We start from the raw sequence: 22,446 nt of genomic DNA on the forward strand, positions 1-22,446 counted from the left end.
AGAAGATAGCCTCTTAGAACAAGAGAATGTTATCAGGCTTCTAGTCTTGAAACCTTGACTACCCCTTCTACTTTTTCAAGCTTGGTTATTAATAAATCTAAATGTCTAGTATCGTTCACATAAAGCATTATTTCTCCCTCAAAGATTCCTGAATCGGTGTCGATAGACATTGACCTCATATTCACTTTAAGTTCATCAGAAATTATTTTGGTAACATCATTAATAAGGCCTACTCTATCTGTTCCGATTATCTTCATACTAACTAAGAAAGCTGCTTCGTGCTCGCTGGCCCATTTAGCCTTGACAACTCTATGTCCATGATTTGCAAGTAACTCTGGGGAATTAGGGCATGAGACTCTATGTATTTTAATCCCTTCGGTAACAGTTACAAAGCCAAATACATTGTCTCCTGGAATTGGATTACAGCATTTCGCTAACTTGTAGTCAATCACATCCATATCTTCGCCTATTAATAGGACATCATTGGACTTTACCTTTACAATCTCTTTCTCAAAGGAGCGAGCGTCTGAAATTTTTGAGGTAGGACGCGATTTTATTGTACCCGAGGGCTTAAAGTCTTTAAACCTCCTTAGATCTTTATTATCTATAAGACCTTTCCCTGCGCGTAAATACAGATCGAAAATACTTCCCATGTTGAAATAAGCTCTGAGCTTATCCACTGTTTCATGGTTGTTATCGATTTTAAACTGTCTTAGCTTTCTGAAGAGTAACTCTTTACCTTCTTCAGCCAGCAGTTTTTTATCTTCTTTTAGACCATCCTTTATCTTACTCTTAGCCTTTGAAGTTACTACAAAACGTAGCCAATCTTCATTTGGCTTTTGCTTATTGGAAGTTAGAATTTCAACCTGATCGCCATTTTTAAGGGTATAGTTAATAGGCACTAGTTTTTGATTAACTTTTGCTCCTATACATTTTGCTCCAACTTCTGTATGAATTTCAAATGCAAAATCCAGAGCTGTGGCGCCCCTCGGTAATGTTTTTAGTTCACCTTTAGGAGTAAAGGCAAAAACCTCATCACTAAATAGGTTACCTCTAAAGTCATCAACAAATTCTAATGCTGATGAATCATTTTGTTCCAGCATGTCTCGAACTTTTGATATCCACTGCTCAAGACCGGAGCTTCCGGCATCACTCTCTTTATACTTCCAATGGGCAGCATATCCTTTTTCAGCAATATCGTCCATGCGCTTGGTTCTAATTTGAACTTCCACCCACTGACCGTTTTTCGCCATTACGGTAGTGTGCAAAGATTCGTATCCATTGGCCTTTGGTGTACTTATCCAGTCGCGCAACCGATCAGGATTGGGTTTATAGAAATCAGTTACTATGGAATACACTTGCCAGCAAGCAGCTTTATCAGCTTCTGGCGGCACATCTAAAATGATACGAATCGCAAAAAGGTCATAAACTTCCTCAAAAGGAATATCCTGTTTCTTCATTTTATTCCAAATGGAGTATACTGACTTCGGCCTGCCCTTGATTACATAGTCCAAACTAAGATCATTCAAATTTCTTTGAATTGGCCTTATAAAACTCTTAATAAACCTGGTGCGGGCTTCTTTAGTAGCATCAATTTTTCGTACTAAATCTTCGTATACTTCAGCTTCAGTATACCGAAGATATAAATCCTCCATTTCAGACTTAATCGTATAGAGACCAAGCCTGTGAGCTAAAGGAGCATATAAGAATATTGTTTCTGATGCGATTTTATATTGCTTATTAACCGGCATACTTTCCAGAGTACGCATGTTGTGCAACCGATCAGCCAGTTTTACAAGAATTACCCTGACATCCTCTGAAAGTGTAAGAAGCATTTTTCTAAAATTCTCGGCCTGTTGTGAACTACCATGCTCAAATACGCCAGAGATTTTAGTTAAGCCATCTATTATTCGAGCAATCTTTCTACCGAAATCTCTTTCAATATCTTTGATTGTCCATTCAGTATCTTCAACAACATCGTGAAGTAGTGCTGATATTATTGAGGTTGTACCCAGGCCAATTTCTGTAACGCAGATTCTTGCTACAGCAATAGGGTGAAATATATATGGTTCACCTGATTTTCTTCTTGTACCACTGTGTGCTTCTAAGGCTGTATTAAAGGCCTTCCTTATTAACTTGGAATCGTTGTCCTTTAAAAACGGCTTCGCATTTCTGAGAAGCTGACGATATCTTTTTACAATCTCCTTATTTTCTTCTTCAACGTCAATTTCAATCATACAAAACCGGGTTCATTTAAAAACAAAAAAACTAAAATTTTATATTTGCACAATCAGAATTTATAAATACATTTGCACTCCATTTTGAAATAAGCGGATGTGGCGAAATTGGTAGACGCACTAGACTTAGGATCTAGCGCCTCACGGCATGGGGGTTCGAGTCCCTCCATCCGCACAAAGAAATACCCTCGATCACGATGAATAAAAATCGAGATTGAGGGTTTTTAATTTACAATATCACCGAACTAAACCTCTATTACTTTGGACATCTCATTAGACAAAAAAAGTTCAACAGAAGCTATTATTAAAGTTAAGTTAAACGAAACTGATTATCAACCTAAGGTTGAGGAAAAAGTGAAAGATTATGCCAAGAAAGCCAACATTAAAGGCTTCAGACCGGGCAAAGTACCTACGGGTCTCATCAAAAAGATGTATGGCAAATCTATCTTAGTAGAAGAAGTAAATAATACTTTATCTCAGTCGATCAACAATTATGTAAAAGAGAACAATATCCAACTCATTGGTGAGCCTCTACCCGATCAGGAAAAATCTAAAAACATAGATTGGGACACTCAAAAGGAATTTGAGTTTGAATACGAGATTGGAATGGTTGATGACTTTAAATATGATATCTCATCTAAAGTGAAAGTTAAATCATACACCATAGAGCTTGATAAGAAAGGGCTGAATGAAACCCTTGACAATGTTAAGAAACAATTTGGTGAAGTCACCAACCCTGAAGTAAGTGAAGAAGGTGATGATCTCTTTGGAACGTTTCAAGAAGTTGATGGTGATTTATCCAATGAATCATTATTGAAATGGGATAACATTAATAAGAAAGAGCAGAAGAAATTCAAGGGGCTTAAGTCCGGAGATTCTGTTGAAATTGAAATCCATAAATTGGTAAATGACATCCATGATTTAATGAGCTTATTAGATATTGGTCATGATAAGGCTCACGATATAAAAGGAAAATTCACGTTTACTGTAAAAAATGTTAACAGAACGGTACCAGCAACATTGAATCAAGACTTGTTCGATAAGGTTTTTGGTAAAGATGTAGTAAAATCTGAAAGTGAGTTTACTGAAAAGGTAAAACAGACTGTTGAAGAAAATTATAAGAGAGAATCTAACCTTTTATTAAACAGAGATATAAGAGATACTTTAATTAAGAGTACCAAAATTGAAGTACCTGAAAAATTCTTAAAAAAATGGCTTCTTGTAACTAATGAAGGTAAAGTTACCGAGGAAGATATTGAGAAGGAGTTTGATGAATATGTTAGGTCATTGAAGTGGGACTTATTGCGAAACAAAATAAGTGAAGACAACGAAATTAAAGTTGAGCACGCTGATGTAAAAGACCGAGCAAAAGGGATGATTTTAAGTCAATTAGGTGGTCCTGCTGCTGCTGAGCAATTGAAGGATCATTTAGATTCATTTGCAGACAATTACCTTCAAGCTGAAAATGGACAGAACTATATGAAAGTTTACAATGAGCTTCGTGAAGACAAAATCATGGACTTAGTTAAAGAAAAAATATCGGTTAGCGATAAAAAGGTAAACTTGGAAGAGTTTAAAAAAGCAGCCGAAAACTAATTAATAACGATTAATGTTATGAAGAAGCTCACCTTAAATGGATGGGCTTTTTTTATATAAATCTAGATTTTCTTACTAACATTGAGTACTTTAAAAGAGATAAAATACGATGATAAATAAAGAAGAACTTAGAAAATTTGCTGTTAAAGGTCAAGGTATAAGCGGTCATGCATTTGATGATTACTCAAGTGCTATCGAAAATATGACTCAATACGTTATTGAAGAACGACCTGGAAACTTCCGTGCTATAGATGTTTTTACCCGACTGATTTCTGACAGAATCATATTTCTAGGAATGGGAATTGATGATCAGATTGCGAACATTATTACGGCTCAGTTGCTCTTTTTAGAGTCTAGCGACCCGAAAAAAGATATTATTATGTATATCAACAGCCCAGGAGGCTCTGTATATGCCGGGTTGGGTATTTATGATACAATGCAATATGTGAATCCTGACGTTGCTACAATTTGTACTGGTCTTGCAGCTTCAATGGGTGCGGTACTTCTTGCTTCAGGGCATGATAAAAAACGATCTGCACTACCACATGCAAGAATCATGATTCACCAACCAATGAGTGGTATGCAGGGGCAGGCATCAGATATGGAGATATCGTTAAAGCAAACATTAGAAGTTAAAAAAGATCTTTATAACATACTAGCTAAACACAGCGGTCAGAAATACGATAAAATAGAGAAAGATTCTGATAGAGATTATTGGATGAGGGCAAGCGAGGCCAAAGCATATGGCTTGATCGATGAGGTATTAGAGAAAAAATAAAATTATGTCAGAAGTTACTTGTTCATTTTGCGGTAGAAATAAAAAAGATGTTGATTTAATGATCTCGGGTATACACGCGCACATTTGTGATAAGTGTATTACTCAGGCCAATCAAATTCTTAGTGACGAAAAGAAAACAGGTAGCGGTTCTACAGGTGCTCCTAGTTTTAACTTGGTAAAGCCTGTTGAAATGAAAAAATTTCTTGACGAATTCGTTATTGGTCAAGATGAAGCAAAGAAGGTGATGTCAGTTGCTGTTTATAATCACTATAAGCGATTAATGCAGAAACCAACTGATGATGATGTGACGATTGAAAAATCTAACATTATTATGGTTGGAGAAACAGGAACTGGCAAAACATATTTAGCCAGGACTCTCGCTAAAATATTACAAGTGCCGTTTTGCATCGCTGATGCTACTGTACTTACTGAGGCGGGTTATGTTGGTGAAGATGTAGAGAGCATACTTACCAGACTTCTACAGTCAGCTGATTACGATACCGATGCTGCGGAGCGCGGTATCGTTTACATTGACGAGTTAGATAAGATTGCACGAAAGTCGGACAACCCTTCAATAACAAGAGATGTAAGTGGAGAGGGCGTTCAGCAAGCATTGCTAAAACTATTAGAAGGTACAACAGTTAATGTGCCTCCCCAAGGGGGCAGAAAGCACCCTGATCAAAAAATGATTTCAGTAAACACCGAAAACATTCTATTTATTTGCGGTGGTGCTTTTGATGGTATATCTAGAAATATTGCAAAAAGAATTAATACAAGACCGTTGGGATTTGCTTCTAAAGAGGATGCTTTAAAACCTTTAGATGTTGAAAATGATAATTTACTTCAATTTGTAACTGCACAGGATTTAAAAAGTTTCGGGTTAATACCTGAACTTATTGGTCGTTTGCCGGTATTGACATACCTGAACCCTCTTGATGAAGAGGCATTAACTAAGATATTGACTGAGCCTAAAAATGCTCTAATTAAGCAATATGAAAAATTGTTTAAAATGGAGGATATAGAAGTAGAGTTTAAAAAAGGTGCTATTGATTTTATAGTAACTAAAGCGATGGAATACAAACTCGGTGCTCGTGGATTGAGGTCTATCTGTGAGGCTATTGTTAATGATGCGATGTTCGAAATGCCATCTACAAAAGATTCATCTAAACTTATAGTAACAAGGGCCTATGCTGAAGAGAAATTTAACAAGTCTCGATACAGTAAGTTGAAGGTTGCCTAGTTTAAATATTTTATTATTAATTCAGCGGTATTCTTAGAGGCAGAACCTATGTCTAACGTACGTTCTATTTTATTATAGTCTTCAATTATTTGTGCTCTCTTGTTGTCATCTTTAATCAATAAATAGAGTTCGTTTTCGAGTTGGTTTTTATTTAAATCATTTTGAATAAGCTCTTTCACAACGGGTTTATCTGCGATTAAATTTACAAGAGAGATATAGCCTACTTTAATCAACCTCTTTCCTATTACGTATGAAGTAAAACTTGTTTTATAAATGACAACTTGTGGTACTTTTAGTAGTGCCGTCTCTAAAGTTGCTGTACCAGAAGTTACAATAGCGGCTTTACTTTGTTTCAACAAATCGTAAGTATTTCCTTCTGTGAGCTCAACGTTTTCAAAATCCTCTAATCCAAAATATTGAGATAGTTCAAGGTTATTAACCTTCGCAATCACAAAATACAACTGAGGATTATTGATGATAACTTTTTTAACCTCAGGCAATGTAGTTTTTAATTCCTGAGACCTACTCCCAGGTAGAATGGCAATGATAGGTTTATCGTTATTAGAGAAACTTACTTCCTTATAATTGTGGTTTTTAATAGCATCCAAGACAGGGTTTCCGACATAATCAACATCCCAATCGAATTTTTTGTAGAATTCTTTTTCAAAAGGAAGAATAACAAACATTCTATCAACTAGACGTTTAATTTTATACGCCCTTCCTTGATTCCATGCCCATACTTTAGGCGTAATGTAGTAGAAAACCTTGATTCCTTTTTTATGTAAGAAGGAAGCTAACTTTAAATTAAATCCACCATAATCGATTAGAATAACGACATCAGGCCGATAAGATATTATATCCTCTTTGGTTTTAATAAGGAATGACCTTATTGTTCTGAGGTTCAGCAACACCTCTAAAAACCCCATGAAAGCTAATTCCTTGTAATGTATATTAGCATCAAGTCCTGCACTTATCATCTCATCACCACCAACGCCCCTAAAGTTTGCTGATTTATCAAGCTTAGATATTTCCTTTATTAAATTACTGCCGTGAAGATCTCCAGACCTTTCACCAGCAACCAGGTAATATCTCATATTGATTTAACCATAATATTCTACAAAATTTCGAGGTGTCTCATACAATTTGATGCTGTACAATTGAGCATTAGGTGCAATGAGTTCAATTTGAGGCTTTAGAATTTTCCAAAATTCAATGACAAGGTTTTCTGTGCTGGCCATCTTCCCAATCATAAAATCCACATCAAGATTCAAATTTTTATGATCAACTTTGGCAATGATTTCTTTTCTAATAAGTGAACTTAGTTTCTTCAAATCAATCACGAATCCTGTTTCTTTGTCAGGCTCGCCCTTTACGGTTACAATTATCTCAAAATTATGCCCATGCCAATTCGAGTTGGCGCAGGGACCAAAAACTTCCTCATTTTTCTCCTCTGACCAGTTTGGATTATACAGCTTATGTGCTGCATTAAAATGTTCATGTCTACTTACGAAAACCATATCCATTAAATATGATGCAAAGATACTAAAGGCAACATTTTAATAAACCTTTTACATAATTGAATGTAATTAGGTTATTTTGTCAAAAACCAGAACATAATGATAGTAGTAACAGGAGCCGTAGGATTTATTGGGAGTCAGCTTATTGAAAAGCTAAATAATGAGAATTTCAATGACATTATAGCAGTTGATAATTTCGACAGAGAGGATAAAAACAAAAATATTGCAGGGCTCAAAATAAGTAAGAGGATTGATAGAGACCAATTCATTAATTGGCTAGATCTCAACGGCCAGAAAGTTGAATTCATCTTTCATATAGGTGCAAAAACGGATACTACTCTTTTTGATGTTGAGCTACTAACAAAAATGAATACTGAATATACCAAGTCAGTTTGGAAGTTATGTATTAAACACCAAATACCGCTGGTTTATGCATCATCTGCTGCTACTTATGGTCTCGGTGAATTTGGTTACGATGACAACGAAGAGGAAATACCTAAGCTAAAGCCTTTGAACCCCTATGGACAATCGAAGCAAGATTTTGATGTTTGGGCACTTGAACAGGATAAAAAACCGCTGTTTTGGGTTGGTTTAAAATTCTTTAATGTCTACGGGCCTAATGAATACCACAAAGGAAGAATGGCTTCAGTAGTTTGGCATGCTTACAACCAAATTAAAAATACTGATGCAATGAAGTTGTTTCGATCGCATAATCCTGAATTTAAAGACGGTGAACAAATGAGAGACTTTGTTTATGTGAAAGATGTGGTAGACGTTTGTCTTTGGCTAATGCATCATAGAAAGGATTCTGGGATTTATAATTTAGGTAGTGGAAAGGCAAGAACATTTCTTGATTTAACGAAAGCTGTTTTTAAGGCGATGGACAAACCAGAAGATATTTCATTTATAGATACTCCAGAAGATATTAGGGACAAGTATCAGTACTTTACAGAGGCTAATATGAGTAAATTAGTTTCAATAGGTTACAATAAAAAATTCCACACCTTGGAAGAAGGTGTGGACGATTATATAAGTAAATTTTTAATATAGCTTTATCAAAGATTATTATTCAATTTTAACCTGAATTATTAACTTTCAACTTTGGTTAAACATATTAACAATGAGATTATTATTAATTTTCCTTTCTCTTTTCTTTTTTAACAATTCCTATTGCCAAAATACTGTTGGTTTAATTGAGAGCTCCCCCGATAATGTAAGTGATGGTTATACCCTATTTTCACCGATGGGACAGCTAAAAACATTTTTAATAAACAATGATGGTCAAATAGTGAATTCCTGGCAAAGTGAGTTCGTCACTGGCTTCACGGTTTATCTTGATGAGGAAGGTAATTTATTTAGGGGTGGTCAATATGGTCCCGAAGGAGCAATCAACGGTCCAGGTGGGGGTGGTGTAATTGAAAAATTTGATTGGGACAACAATTTACTTTGGCAATATTTTTATTCTGATTCTGAAAAAAGGCATCATCATGATTTTGAGGTTCTTCCCAATGGGAATATAATTATAATAGGTTGGGAATTAAAAAGTGAAACAGAGAGCGTTGAAAATGGACGACTTCCGGGAACTTTAGATGAAGGTGAACTTTTTGCTTGCCATCTAGTTGAAGTTAAACCTTCAGGTGCAACTGGTGGAGATATAGTTTGGGAATGGTATGTATGGGATCACTTAATTCAAGACAATGATCCTTCCAAAAGGAATTATGGCTCTGTATCAGAACATCCCGAGCTAATAGATATTAATTATTTTACTTCTGTTAGAAAATCGTGGAATCATATAAATTATGTTGACTATAACGCTGAACAAGATTTGATTATGCTCAGTGCTCATGCTTATAGTGAGGTTTGGATTATCGATCATAGTACATCTTCAGAAGAAGCAGCGAGTCATTCTGGCGGGTTTTACGGCAGAGGTGGCGATTTACTTTACCGATGGGGTAACCCACAAGCATATAAGAAAGGCGATGATCAAGACCGAAAACTTTTCAGTCAACATTTTACACATTGGATACCTGAAGGGCTCCCTAATGCAGGTGAAATTATGCTCTTTAATAATGGAGAATTTAGAGAGAGTAATTATTCTAGTATTGATATTTTTGATCCTGGAACATTTACATATAATAACACAGGCCTTTTCGAACCGCTTGCATTTACCTCTTCATATACTAGTAATCCTCAGGAGGATTTCTTCTCGTTGCGATTTTCATCTGCCCAGCAATTACCTAACGGTAATATATTAATATGTGAGGGAGCGAAAGGAAACTTGTTTGAAGTTAATTCATCTGGTGAAAGAGTTTGGTTATATGTCAATCCTGTTAATCCTGAGCAAGTTTACAAGCAAGGTGACATTGCTGTCGGAAATACAGTATTTATGGCTCATAAATACTCAATTGAATTCAACGGCTTCAATGGTAAAGACTTATCTCCTAAAGGATTTATAGAATTATATGATCAAGTTACTTCTAACGATCTAAATAAAGATATCAATACCACAACATTGGAGATATATCCTAATCCCGCATCAAGACAGTTAGTAATCAAAGGAAGTATAGGTAATATAATTACTATAAAAAATGTTGCGGGACAAGAATTGATGAGTATAGAACTCACTCAAAAAAGTCAAGTAATAAATATTGAACAATTACCAGATGGGCTTTATCACATACATTCTCCAAATGGTCGTGTAGTTAGATTAATAATTAATTGAATAAACATTAATATTAACTATTCTTTCAATTAAGAATACTAATTGACTCTTTATAAAAAATGCTCTTGTAATTATCAAAGAGCATTTACCAATTTCTGAAACAAAAAATCAATTATTATCTGGCCCTTCTATTTCCGTTTTGGTCTTACTCTTTTTAGATTCAACATCATAAATAATAATAAAGTCATTCTTATTCTTACTAGGAGGTATAATACCTGGAGTCTTGAATATTTCAAGCCTGTGAGAATCATACCATTTTACATAACCACTCTCGTACGAATCTTCATACACTTTCAATTTATCTTTTACTACTGAAAAGTGGTTTACTCCGTAAGTTGCTGGATTAATAACTAAAGTATATTCTTTATCAGGACTTAAAATGATTTTACTCCTCGTCTCTGAGTTGTCCTGCATACCAGAACTAGATGTATTAGACGAATTACAGGAGAATACCAGTAACAAAGAACAAAATAATATTATTTTTTTCATTTACTACCTATTTACTATTATTTGTCTAGACAACACATTATTTCCATTGATCACTTTCAACAAATAAGAACCCGAAGACAATCCAGTAATATCTAAAGTGATTATGTTATTAGTCAATTGATTATTTCTGTACACTCTTACTCTCGTACCAAAAAGATTATAAATTTCACAGTCAACAGAATTTCCAAAACTTCTACTATCCAATGTTACTTTTAAAACATTTGATCTAATTGGGTTAGGATAAAGATTAAAATTTACATTGTCTGAATCCCTATATATGCTTGAAATAACAGTTTGTACATCACTTTCCACAAAACACCCATCAATACCTACCAACACTGAATAGTCGACATTAAACTCATTAATAGTAATAGTTTGGTCAGTCTCACCAAGTATCTCTTCACCATTTTTGAGCCATTGGAATTCATCACCAGTGGAAGCCGTAAGAGTTGCAGAATTTCCGGGAAGATAATCAATTACAAATGGTTCTGGTTGGTGTAATGGTGCAATTGATATCTCTTCTTCCTTTATTACTTCACCGTTAATTGTACCCACGGCTGTTAAAACCACCGTATTTGTAGTTAAAACATCACTCTCATAAGTTACAGTATGTGGTCCAATACCCTCTGCCATCTGTGGCGTAGCATTTAATCCAAAATCCCATGTAAGGCTTTCAATTGTACCATTCGACAAATTTATAAAATTCAGCACTTGCCCATCACATCCTGTATCACCGCTAATTGAAAAATCAGCGACAGCAGGGCCAGGTTCTGGACCTAACAACTGAAAGTCATCTAGTGCCATTCCAACATCGACTGTCGCTGCATCACTTAAAAATAAAAATCTAAAGATCACATTATTGTTCGGATATAAAAAAGATACATCAGTACTGAAAGTCACAAACTCACCTTGTGTATCACCACTAAAAATTGGTTGATTGGCACCAAACACAGATAAAGGATCACTTATTTGATTATACCAACCTTCCTCTTCAACATTGTTAAGTTTTACCCAGCTATCTCCTAAATCAACAGAATATTCCACTATAAACCCGTCCCAATTATCTTCAAATTTATGTTTAGACTTGAATTCAAGAGTATAATTACCCAGTGTATTAAAAGCAAATGTAGGTGAAATAAGTCTGGCTTCTGAATCATCAACATACTCTGAGTCATTTAGGCCTATAACCCACGCATTTGATCCACTTGCTGTTCCATCTTTTCCATCAATTGGTGAATTACCCAATTCAAAGCCAGTACCTGTTATATTTTGAGCTCCAAAATCAGTGGTATTCGTTTCAAAATCACCTCCATCATCAAGCAAATAAGGTACTTCTCTTTTGGGAAGAACAATTATATAATCCGTTTTAGTATTAACCAAAGTTTCTACATTATTAACAATTTCTAAACTTACTGTATAAATACCCGGGCTACTATACAAATGAATAGGGTTTTCAACATCTGAAGCCGTTCCATCACCAAAGTCCCAAGCAAAGGATTGAGCTCCATTTGATAAATAAGTAAATTCAACTTGTTGATCAACTGATACAATAGTCTGATTTGCTGTGAATTCTGCACTAGCTTCAGATACAATAATCTCGAAATCATCAATCATGAATCCATCTCGATCATAGACACTTCCTTCATTATCATTACCCGAACCTGTATTAACTGAACTAACAAACCTGAAAGAGACGTTAGCTTGACCAGCCAAATTATTTAGTAGATATTGAGTAATTTCGTTATCGACCGAATTATCTATTGTTCCGTTATCGGTTGTTAAGCTTGTAGCATTCCAGCCAACTTTATTAAAAAACACGGACTGTTCTATAGAACATCCTGTGTTATCACCCCTATTATACCAGTTAGTACCTTCTAGCTCACCTTGTGAAGTACCTAAAGTAAACCAATTAATACCACCATCTATACTATACTGTAATTGCAAACCATGTGGAGCATTACAATAACCATTTTCCATACTCTTATAAAATGACAATTTGTATTCCTTAGTATTATCAGACATATCAAATGCAGGTGAATATAGTGCACATATATAGTCAAAACCTTCATCCGAGATGTCAGTAGTAAGTCCTGTCTTCCAAGTATTTGTTCCTGAATTAACAGTTGTTAACCTGTTTCCTGGAGCACCTCTTTCCCAATGATCAATACCATTTAATAAAGACTTTGAAGTAAAATCGTCCGGGTTAGACTCGAAACCCCCTCCATCTGCAGCCAGATAGGGGGTGGATTTTACTGGTAGAATTGTAACATAGTTAATCTTTTCTTCAATACTAACTCCTCCATCGATAGACAAAGAAATTGTATAATGTCCAGGAGTATTATATGTGTGTGTCGGATTCTGATCACTGGAATTAGTTCCGTCACCAAAATTCCACGTCCAATCATTGTTAGGTAGTAGAGAATTATCTGAAAATTGAACAGGGACACCAACATATGCTACTACCTGATCTGTTTGAAAATCAGCATTTGCATCTTTCGCAAAAATATTGGTAGTAAAAACTCCTCTACCGTATGTGGCCACCGATACTATTCCATCAGACTCTCTATATCTTAACATATCACACCTCACATTAGCCAACCCTGAATTAGTCGGTTCCCAATCAGGTGTTCCAGAAAACGAATTGGTTGACCAAACTCCTAGCTCAGTAGCCAGCATAACTTGATCATAATTCTCTGGATTATATAGACCCCATCTTACGGGCATATCAGGTAAGTTATCTTCCTTACTAATCCAATTGGTTCCTCCATCTGTGGTTTCATATACAGAAGAAACCCCATAATTCGAGAATGTTACAAGTAGTTGATCATCAGTTGCACCTACGTCAATACTTGAAACCCAACCTCCAGGGTTAGCTTCAAAATTGCCAGTAATTTCTGTTACACTAGGCGTACTGGTATGAGCATTATCTATTGAAAAAATTAGCCCCTCTCCTCCGCTAACTCGAACACCAACGAAAAGTCTATTTGATGTGTAAGGAGATGCTTTTATGGTTGTTATCTGTCTTGAAGATAATTCAATTTCTATCGTTTCTAATTCTGAAGGAGAAGAAGTGATATCGGTAATTCTTGTAAATTGATTAAGACCACCTGCTCCATACAGAATATCCGACTCGCTATCATATTCCGAAGGGTTTATAAATCTGCCTAAACTTTGATCATCTGAAATATTCGTAAATGTCCTACCTCCATCTGAAGACCAACGGTAAGAATTAAAAACAAAACTAGTAATCTGATAATTTGGATTATCTTGATCAATGAAACAAAATCCACCATCGCCACCTGTTGCCTCTAAAGTAGATCCTACACCAGCTCTTGTAAACTTTTGTGTACCATTATCTTGAGCGCCCGCAAGCATATAATTAGAGCCAACGCTATTTTCAATAGCTACCGAATAAAATGTTGTAACATTATATCCTAAATTCCTATCATCAAACTCTGGATTATTTGAATTACCAACATTTGCAGAATACGATACTCCGCCATCACTTCCAAAAATAGCTTCATTTGGGTAGCCTGGCCTAAATGTAATTTCATGTTGGTCTGCATGTACGTAATCATCACAAAATGATCCAGTCCAGTAAGAAATGGGTTGCCAGCTTATGCCTCCATCAGACGATTTATGTAAGTCTATACCACCGGCAATTACTATTGATGGATTATTTGGGTGTACAGCGAGTATTAAATCAAAAAAAGCTTGTCCTCGAGTAAAATGGCTTGCACCCATTGAACAATCTTGTTCCATGTAAAGAGGAATCGTTACATCTTCCCAATTTTCTCCTGAATTCACTGATTTCTTGAACCAAGCAACATCTTGATCGTCACGGCCTCCATCTGCTACTGCATATATTATATTTGGATTTGAAGGTGATATCGCAACCTCAATTCTAGTAGCAGATGCCCCCTGAGGAGTAACGTTTGACCAAGTTAAGCCATCATCTGTTGACTTAAATATTGCTCCACTGGAGTTAACTCCTTGTGTAGCAATGATCATTCCATTAGATGCTATTTCAACATCTCCGAACCTTCCATCTATAACTTTATTCCATGAGCTACCTCCGTCCGTTGACCTGTATAAACCTTCAAGCGTTGAAGCAATAACCGTTGATTCATCTGTCACTTCTATTTTTTGTACAAAATGAAAATTGAATTTATCTGTATTTGCTAATTGGGACCATGTATTACCTCCGTCCGTAGTTTTCCAAATTCCGAGACCTTGAATGTCACTTGTATAACCCAGGCCTGTACCCATATAAAATATTTGAGAATTATTTGGATCATATGCTAAGCTACTTATGGCTAAATTATCGAGCATATCATCAACAGCGACCCACTTCTTTGTTGGGTCAGTAATATCATCATTGTACCACAGACCACCACCAATGGCACCAGCCCAAACTTTCTTACTTTCATTATCATTTGGGTCAAACATTAAAGCCCTTGTGCGACCTGCTACATTATTGGGTCCACGCTCATTCCACTGAACACCTGGTATTGCAGTCAATTGATCCATTTTATTCGCTAATATGGATTGTTTTTTACTAAAGGCTTCTAATTGTCTTTGGACTGGTGGATAGCCCAGCTTAGGGTCCATAGTCATTTCAAACTCTTGGATATATGCCAAATCTGGTCTGTCTCTTTTAGGTAATGATTCAAAATTAGTAACCCCCCTCTTATTCAAGGTATGAAGTTTACTAAGCTGTTCCTCATAGTAAATACGTTCTGGTCTACTATCAAATAATTTATTAATGCCAATTAAAACTAGTGTTCCAATAAATAAGAAAAGAATCGAGGTGGTATATTTTATTTTCATTACATATAATGTTAATCCCTTAAATTAAGAAGTGATAAATAAAGTTCCCAATAAGATCGTAAAAATAAATAAAGAATCCCTTTAATAAGATGTAATTCTTCATCTTAAAATAGTTACTATCGCTACTGAAATTGTATCCTCCTTTTACAAATAAGAGTACTATTAATTATGTATTTAACAGGATTAATAATAGCGTAAATTTGAAGCTTTCAATATAAACGATTATCTATGGTACTATAGACATCATTTAGTAATAGTATTTATCTCAAAAAAAAAGAGACCCGAAGTGGGTCTCTTTTTTGTTCTAGTTCAAATTAATACTAATTTACTGAGGTAGGTGTATAGGTTGTAACTCCATTTTCACCCCAGCGAGTTGCTAACCAATAAATGGTAATAACTCCTGTAGCAGGATCATAATTACTATCAGGTTGATCCGGGTCTTGAATTATAGTCCCTCCAAACTGATCACTGACAGGCATGCCGTCCATGTTAGTCCAAGTTACAACATTGGTATCTTCATCAACTGTTATAAGAGCATTTCTTGCCGATGTGCCATATTCTTCATTGTAATCATTACTCCAAAGGCCTCCTGATATATCATTAACGAAATAACTGTCACCACAGTCTACTGCCAATAATAATTCAGAAAAATTATACGGACCTGAATCAAAGTCATCAAAACCAATTACTGTGTTCACTGCATAGTTATTATCTAATGGAGCACAAGTAATAAGTACATCTGTCTCTATCGATGCACTCTTACTAACATCTTCTCCATTTCTAATCTGTGAATCAGTAACTGTAACAATTAGCGTAATGATGCCTTGGGAGAAATCACTTGGTGCCGTGTATTCCACTACAACGTCCCCTTCAGTAATCCCTGCAAAAGCAGATGTAACTGAAAAGCTTCCTCCTACACCTACACCAAACTGATCAACATCTGTTAATGTCACCTCTGCCAAACCTGCCGGTGCATCTACTACTGATAATGTAATGGTAGTAGAACCGCCTGTTGGAACTGTTTCATCCGAGACTGTAAAACTAAAAACAGCCGGAGCATCCAGTAACGGTGGTTCCTGAATATCCTGATAGTCATCCACGCATGATGATAGTAGCTGACCTGCAGCTACTATCATGAGTATATATATTAAGTTCTTCATGTTCTCTATCTTTTAATTACTTTTTAGTTAAAACAACTGTCCAACCTAAACCATTAAATGCTTCAAATAGTGGTAAAGTCAAAACACCATTCTCCTGATCCCATGATCCAGGACCCACCTGAGTTGTACCACCAAAAGTATTTGTAGGGAACATAACCGGTGCACCACAAATATCATAGATATCTGCAGGGTAAGCAGTACCTCCAAAAGGAACATACGCCAACGATGAAATATCTGATATCTCATATCTGAATGGCTCAGGGCCTTTAAACGTAATCGTCACATCTTCATTGCGGTCTCCTAGAAATCCTCCATAATTGGTGTCTACAATTTCACTGGTGTACTCACCTACGATATCCTCAACCGGTGAAGCACAACCTACATATAACTGCCAGTTAGACGTAAAACTAGTTGTACCCGCTGAATTCACAATATTGGGCGTTACATTCGAGTTACCACCTATTGTCGCTTCAGGGTATACCCTACCGTCAACCATTGTGGTAGTATTGGTGAACGTAAATAAATCACCACCACCGATATCATTCAGGGAAGTTAGCTCTGCTAACCCATTTACAATTTCAGTAGCAGTAATCTCCAAACCTGTCAAGTTACCACCAGCAGCAGCAATCTCAGCTCCGGTTACGGTCTCCAATACCACTGAACCTGTCGTTACTGTCCCATCTTGTGATGTGTACGACACTGATATATCTACCTGAGCTATATCATTCGGATTCTCTGAAAAAATCTCGAAAACCGACTTGGCTGAAGATAAATCATCCAGGTTGATAAACAAGAAGTCCTGGTCTAACACTATTCTTACATTTGGACCCGTACCGAGATCATCAGTAGGAATCCTTTGTGTATCCTCGTCCTCACATGATGCAAAGAACACCAGCGAGAAAAGTATCAATGAATATTTAAATATATTTTTCATTCTTAAAATCTTTTAGATTAATTAACATCCCAAAATACCCTGTCTGTAGCAATAACTCTTTGGCTTGGCGCTGCTGCGTTGAGTTGTAAGTTATTGATGTCATAAGGTAATGAAACAGGAAATTGTCTTGTCTGAACGGTTACGTTCAAGTTATCTGTATTACCATCGTGCAATCGAGGGAAGCCCGTTCTACGAATATCGTTGTAGCTGATAGTAGAGTTACCAAATTGGGCCAACCACTTAGAAACCATGATCAACTCCAATTGCCCTGCTGGTGAAGCCGCATCATAGTTAGCCATTACAGCGTTCACATATGTTGAGATTGCTGTTGCTGACATGGTAGGTGCTCCTGCTGAATTAGCTACCGCATTTACCTTGGCAAATGAAGTGTTCAGCGCTGATAAAAATAAATCCCGAGCTGTCTCATTTGTCACACCTACCTGAGCTAACTCCGCTCGTATGAAATACACTTCACTCGCATCTAACAATCGCTGAGGAGTGTTACCCGGGCCAGTCACCTGACCTGCATTTAAAGTAGCAGCATTCGAAGCTGTTCCACCATCTCCATCATCATATCTTCCACCCAGCGGGTATAACCCTGCTAAAGACTGTGAATTACTTTGATCAAAGCCTTCATTAGGGTCTATATTGAATGAATGAGAAAAAATCGATAAGAATGCTGAACCACTTCTTGAAGGGCAGTAGGCACATGGATTCTCTGCATCTGCATCACCTGAACCTGCTGGAAGCTGGTTAAAAATGTAGTATGGAATTCGTGGATCCCTTACTCCTGCTCCTGCTGGTAACAACCCGCCATGGGCAAACGTATCTTGCCCTCTCAATGTCTCAAAAAAGAATGGGTCTATGTAATTACCATTACCTGCTGTCCACTCAAATGAGAATCCTGGATTCCTGTTCTCAGGGTTGAAACTCGTTCCATAGTCTAATTCAAAATCATCAGCTATCGCCTCTATGACCCCGTCAGTAATCGCTGCTTGAGCATCCGCTGTCACATCTCGCTGAAGCCTTACGTTATTCAACATTCTCAGCTTAAGACTGTTACCAAACGTTATCCAACTATCTGCGCTACCACTATAGATTAAATCTCCCTTTACTGAACCATCGACTCCAGCCTCTAAATTACTTAACCCTGTTTCCAGTAAAGTAAACAGATCATTGTATACTGCTAAACCATCATCAAAGGTTGGTGATTCGTTCCCTGCACCCTGACCAATCTCAAAGTAAGGTACATCTCCCCATAAGTCAACAACATGGGACATAATGTAAACTCTCATTAATTGTGCCGCACCAAGAGTAGCAAAGTCCTCCTCTTCTGTCGCTTGCTCTATAGCAACCTGAAGATCAGTCATCGCTCCTGCATAAATACTCTGCCAGCCTGTCGTCACTGCAAAGTCTGTCCCTTGTAATGAATAATCATTCAAGGTACCTCTTTGAACCCAGTGCTTCACAATCGTACCCGTATACAACCCTAAACCACCACTACCATTAGCGAAAGTATAGGACATATTCGTCTGCGCTGCCGTCATTAACTGACCAGTAGGCACAGACAAAGGGTTATTCGGATCATCATTGATGTCCAAAAAGTTCTCTTCACATCCAGCAAGTACCATTACTGATAATGCTAGTGTATATATCTTTAGTTTAAATAAATTTCTCATAACTATTTCTTAAAAAGTTAAGTTAACTGTTACACCATATCTTCTTGTCGAAGGCGCTGAAGTAAACTCGTATCCTTGCAAGTTGGTGTTTCCAAACTGGCTTACCTCTGGATCAAAATTTGACGCCTCTGGGAAATTAGGGGCATTATACCATAAGTTTCTACCTGATAAAGTCACCTTAGCCGATCCAAATGGAGTCTTCTCCAATAAAGATTTTGGAAGCGTATAGCCCAATGTTACCTCTCTCAAGCGAACTACGGTCGCATCCCAAATAGACCACTCATCCTGACCATTAATCGCAAATGACTGACCGAAGTAAAGGGTGTTTACTTCCACCATCGTGGTGTTTGGTATCTTGTCACCATTCTCATCACGGATAGGTTCATTCGTGTTAGGATCACCATAAACTCCTGGGATGATCTTATTAACTTCCCTGTCCTCAGTGTCCTTGGTTACACCTCTACCCAATAAAGAAAGGTTCGTTACCGAATACAAATCTCCTCCTTGTCTCCAGTCAAGTACTGCTGACAACGATAGCCCTTTCCAGCTGAATGAGTTCGTTATACCCACAATGAAATCAGGGTTCGGGTTGCCTATAATCTCAGGATTCAATGCCGGAATCAACTGCCCGTTAGCCGGATCAATTAATAAATTACCTTCATCGTCACGTGAGTTCACACTTCCTCGGATCAAACCATACTCTTCACCAGGAAGATGTACTGATTGCACAGATCCTGCAAAAGTATTACCTAATACCAATTCATCAGAACCTGGTCGTAATGACTCAATCACGTTCTTATTATGAGTAAACGTACCTACAAAATCCCACTGGAATCCATTACTCAACTTCAATGGAGTAGCCGTTAACGTAAGCTCAATACCCGTGTTACTCAACTCACCACCATTCGTTAACAACGAAGTAAATCCTGTCTCAGCTGGAATGGCTACCTGTACAATCTGATCCGTAGATGTTCGCTCGTACACAGCCACATCAAGACCTAATCGATTGTTGAAGAACTTAGTCTCCAATCCTAACTCAAACTCAGAAGTTTGCTCCGGTTTCAAGTTGGGGTCTCTTGCAATATTTGATAACGTAGAACCTGAAGTACCATTAAATGGTAAAGCAGTAGCTCCTGCCTGGGCCAAACCATTGGCATTCAACAAAAATACCGGTACAATCTGGTAAGGCGCTGTATCATTACCCACCTGGGCCCAACTTGCTCTGATCTTACCAAAAGACAACACATTCGACTGTAAATCAAACGCATCAGTGAAGATAAATGAAGTACTCACCGCTGGGTAGAAGAAACTTCTGTTATCCTCAGGTAAGGTAGAGGACCAGTCATTTCTTGCCGTTAAGTTCAAGAACAAAAAGTCTCGGTAACCAAAGTTCATATCAGTATAAGCTCCGATCAATCTTCGTTGGAAGAAAGTACCTCCTGATGGAATGACTGAGTTTGTGTTATCTATATCATTAATAAAGAAATCCACATAACCTATACCCGTGTAACGCTGGCCTTCACCTGTTCTCTGGTTGATGTTATGTCCTAATATACCTCTGAAGCTAATATCTTCAGTGATATCCTTAGTCACCGTCACAATAAAGTTCGACTCTATCTCCTGGAATCGATCATACGCATTGATGATCTGACCCGATCCACCAGCTCCTCTTGATCCTGGTCGGAAGTAATCTGTCGTGGTTTGGTTATAGCCATTCACTCCCAGTCGGTAAGTAAGGTTTAACCAATCCAATACATCATAGCTCAAGTTGAAGGAAGCTACGTAACGATCTGTTTCTGACTCAATACCTGCATTCTCAACAGACCATAAAGGGTTATCAGCCTGACCTGGACCAACCATAAATACAGATGCATTTGTTAATGGGTTCTGGAAAGGCTGGCCGTGTAAATCCCAGTTACGTCCTAAATACAACGTTCTGGCAAAAGCAGAACCATTACCAATCGCATTGTTGGCTCCTCCCTGGAACGACTCTTGAACGGAAGAAGTATATTGTAAATTACCACCTACGTTAAGTCCGTTGTCCAACTGAGTCTGACCTCCTAAACTAACGTTTGTACGATTAAACTGAGTGTTGGGCACTATACCCTCCTGCTTCGCTCTCGATACAACTAATGTACTTTGAGCTTTCTCATTACCTCCCGATACTCTTAATGAGTTCTCAAGAAATGTTCCTGTCTGAAAGAAATCTTTCACGTTATCGGGATAAGCTCTGTATGGTACTGTTGTACCCCAAAACTCCTCAAGACCTATCACTCCATCATACCAGTGTGGAATCTCAGTAGTAGTCGCATAAGGCTTCGCTCCAACAAATGGTGCTCCCCATGATCCATTCACTTGCTGATAGTTGAAGTTCGTTCCCGTTCCATACGAATTTTGGTAATCAGGAAGGTTTGCAACCTCTTCCATGGCAAAGTTACCTGTGTAAGAAATCTCTAGTCCTTTTTTACTAGCACCTGAAGATCCTGTCTTAGTAGTAATTACGATTACTCCATTCGCAGCTCTGGTACCATATAAGGCAGCTGCCGCTGCTCCCTTTAGAACGTTTACTGACTCAATGTTATTAGGATCTAAATCCTGGAAACGGCTACCAAAAGCTCCTCCTCCCGTTAACTGGTCACTATTGAACCCCGGACCTGATCCATTAGTATCATTATTATATGGGATACCATCCACTACGAACAAAGGTTGGTTATTACCTAATAAAGAGGAGTTACCTCTAATAGTAATACGTGTAGCACTACCTGGTGCACTACTAGATCCTCCAATATTAACACCGGCTACTTTTCCTTGCATCGCTCTCAAAGCATCTGGTTCTGATACACCTGATACTTTATCGCCTCCTACTCTTTCTACACCATAACCCAGTGCTTTTGCTTCTCTTTGGATACCTACCGCTGTTACTACAACTTCTGAAAGCTGCTGAACATCCGGTGACATCTGAATATCAATTACAGATCGCGAACCGATAGCTACTTCTTCAGTCGCCAATCCAATAAATGAAAATACTAATGTACCACCATCAGAAGGTACACTTAACTTGAAGTTACCATCAATGTCGGTAACAGTACCTGTGGTTGTACCTTTTAGTACAACGTTAACACCGGGTAGAGATGAACCATCCTCGATAGAGGTGACTTTTCCCGACACAGTGCGCTCTTGAGCCCACGAATCGCTGAACGCGAATGCGAACATCAACATGAAACTAAGCAGTAAAAACTTCTTCATATTGTAATGTTTAGGTTA

Annotated in this window: 14 protein-coding genes and 1 tRNA gene; 6 read left to right on the forward strand and 9 right to left on the reverse strand. The window is 37.4% G+C overall.

From position 1 onward, the window contains the following. Window positions 1–32: 32 nt before the first annotated feature. Entirely contained in the window at window positions 33–2,237 is a 2,205-nt protein-coding gene (locus tag JR347_RS17105) for a RelA/SpoT family protein (RefSeq protein ID WP_205721792.1), read from the reverse strand. 93 nt (window positions 2,238–2,330) lie between these two features. Here JR347_RS17105 and JR347_RS17110 point away from each other — a divergent pair. The 4 genes from JR347_RS17110 to clpX all read left to right on the forward strand — a co-directional run bounded on the left by JR347_RS17110 (window position 2,331) and on the right by clpX (window position 5,851). Beyond that, window positions 2,331–2,412: transfer RNA gene (locus JR347_RS17110), tRNA-Leu, on the forward strand. 86 nt (window positions 2,413–2,498) lie between these two features. Further along, complete coding sequence (gene tig, locus JR347_RS17115; RefSeq protein WP_205721793.1) at window positions 2,499–3,833, forward strand: trigger factor; 1,335 nt, start codon at window positions 2,499–2,501, stop codon at window positions 3,831–3,833. A 109-nt stretch (window positions 3,834–3,942) separates the two neighbouring features. After that, window positions 3,943–4,611, forward strand: coding sequence for a ClpP family protease (locus JR347_RS17120; protein WP_205721794.1), 669 nt, complete (start codon window positions 3,943–3,945; stop codon window positions 4,609–4,611). Window positions 4,612–4,615: 4 nt separating this feature from the next. Further along, window positions 4,616–5,851, forward strand: coding sequence for an ATP-dependent Clp protease ATP-binding subunit ClpX (clpX, locus tag JR347_RS17125; protein ID WP_205721795.1), 1,236 nt, complete (start codon window positions 4,616–4,618; stop codon window positions 5,849–5,851). Here clpX and lpxB read toward each other — a convergent pair. Both lpxB and JR347_RS17135 read right to left on the reverse strand, forming a co-directional pair. After that, window positions 5,848–6,945 carry a lipid-A-disaccharide synthase gene (gene lpxB, locus JR347_RS17130; protein WP_205721796.1) on the reverse strand — a complete coding sequence of 366 codons (1,098 nt, stop codon included), beginning with the start codon at window positions 6,943–6,945 and terminating at the stop codon, window positions 5,848–5,850. The genes clpX and lpxB overlap by 4 nt on opposite strands. 6 nt (window positions 6,946–6,951) lie before the next feature. After that, on the reverse strand, window positions 6,952–7,368 hold the full coding sequence (locus tag JR347_RS17135) for a 6-pyruvoyl trahydropterin synthase family protein (RefSeq protein WP_205723950.1): 417 nt from the start codon (window positions 7,366–7,368) through the stop codon (window positions 6,952–6,954). Window positions 7,369–7,467: 99 nt separating this feature from the next. Here JR347_RS17135 and rfaD point away from each other — a divergent pair, with 99 nt between their 5' ends. Together rfaD and JR347_RS17145 are read left to right on the forward strand one after the other, a co-directional pair. Further along, a complete protein-coding gene (rfaD, locus tag JR347_RS17140) occupies window positions 7,468–8,418 on the forward strand; it encodes an ADP-glyceromanno-heptose 6-epimerase (protein ID WP_205721797.1) in 951 nt (316 codons plus the stop codon). A 70-nt stretch (window positions 8,419–8,488) separates the two neighbouring features. Then, complete coding sequence (locus JR347_RS17145; protein WP_205721798.1) at window positions 8,489–10,090, forward strand: aryl-sulfate sulfotransferase; 1,602 nt, start codon at window positions 8,489–8,491, stop codon at window positions 10,088–10,090. A 108-nt stretch (window positions 10,091–10,198) separates the two neighbouring features. Here JR347_RS17145 and JR347_RS17150 read toward each other — a convergent pair whose 3' ends face one another. The 6 genes from JR347_RS17150 to JR347_RS17175 form a co-directional block, all read right to left on the reverse strand. Continuing rightward, entirely contained in the window at window positions 10,199–10,579 is a 381-nt protein-coding gene (locus tag JR347_RS17150) for a hypothetical protein (RefSeq protein ID WP_205721799.1), read from the reverse strand. Window positions 10,580–10,582: 3 nt separating this feature from the next. Next, on the reverse strand, window positions 10,583–15,409 hold the full coding sequence (locus JR347_RS17155) for a PKD domain-containing protein (RefSeq protein WP_205721800.1): 4,827 nt from the start codon (window positions 15,407–15,409) through the stop codon (window positions 10,583–10,585). A 320-nt stretch (window positions 15,410–15,729) separates the two neighbouring features. Then, window positions 15,730–16,569 carry a hypothetical protein gene (locus tag JR347_RS17160; RefSeq protein ID WP_205721801.1) on the reverse strand — a complete coding sequence of 280 codons (840 nt, stop codon included), beginning with the start codon at window positions 16,567–16,569 and terminating at the stop codon, window positions 15,730–15,732. 16 nt (window positions 16,570–16,585) lie between these two features. Continuing rightward, complete coding sequence (locus JR347_RS17165) at window positions 16,586–17,503, reverse strand: hypothetical protein (protein ID WP_205721802.1); 918 nt, start codon at window positions 17,501–17,503, stop codon at window positions 16,586–16,588. A 17-nt stretch (window positions 17,504–17,520) separates the two neighbouring features. Then, window positions 17,521–19,182, reverse strand: a complete 1,662-nt coding sequence (locus JR347_RS17170) for a SusD/RagB family nutrient-binding outer membrane lipoprotein (RefSeq protein ID WP_205721803.1) — start codon at window positions 19,180–19,182, stop codon at window positions 17,521–17,523. Window positions 19,183–19,191: 9 nt separating this feature from the next. Continuing rightward, window positions 19,192–22,428: a SusC/RagA family TonB-linked outer membrane protein gene (locus JR347_RS17175; protein ID WP_205721804.1), complete on the reverse strand. Its 3,237-nt coding sequence runs from the start codon at window positions 22,426–22,428 to the stop codon at window positions 19,192–19,194. Between the last annotated feature and the right edge of the window lie 18 nt (window positions 22,429–22,446).

The sequence above is a fragment of the Fulvivirga lutea genome, assembly GCF_017068455.1.
GTDB lineage: Bacteria > Bacteroidota > Bacteroidia > Cytophagales > Cyclobacteriaceae > Fulvivirga > Fulvivirga lutea.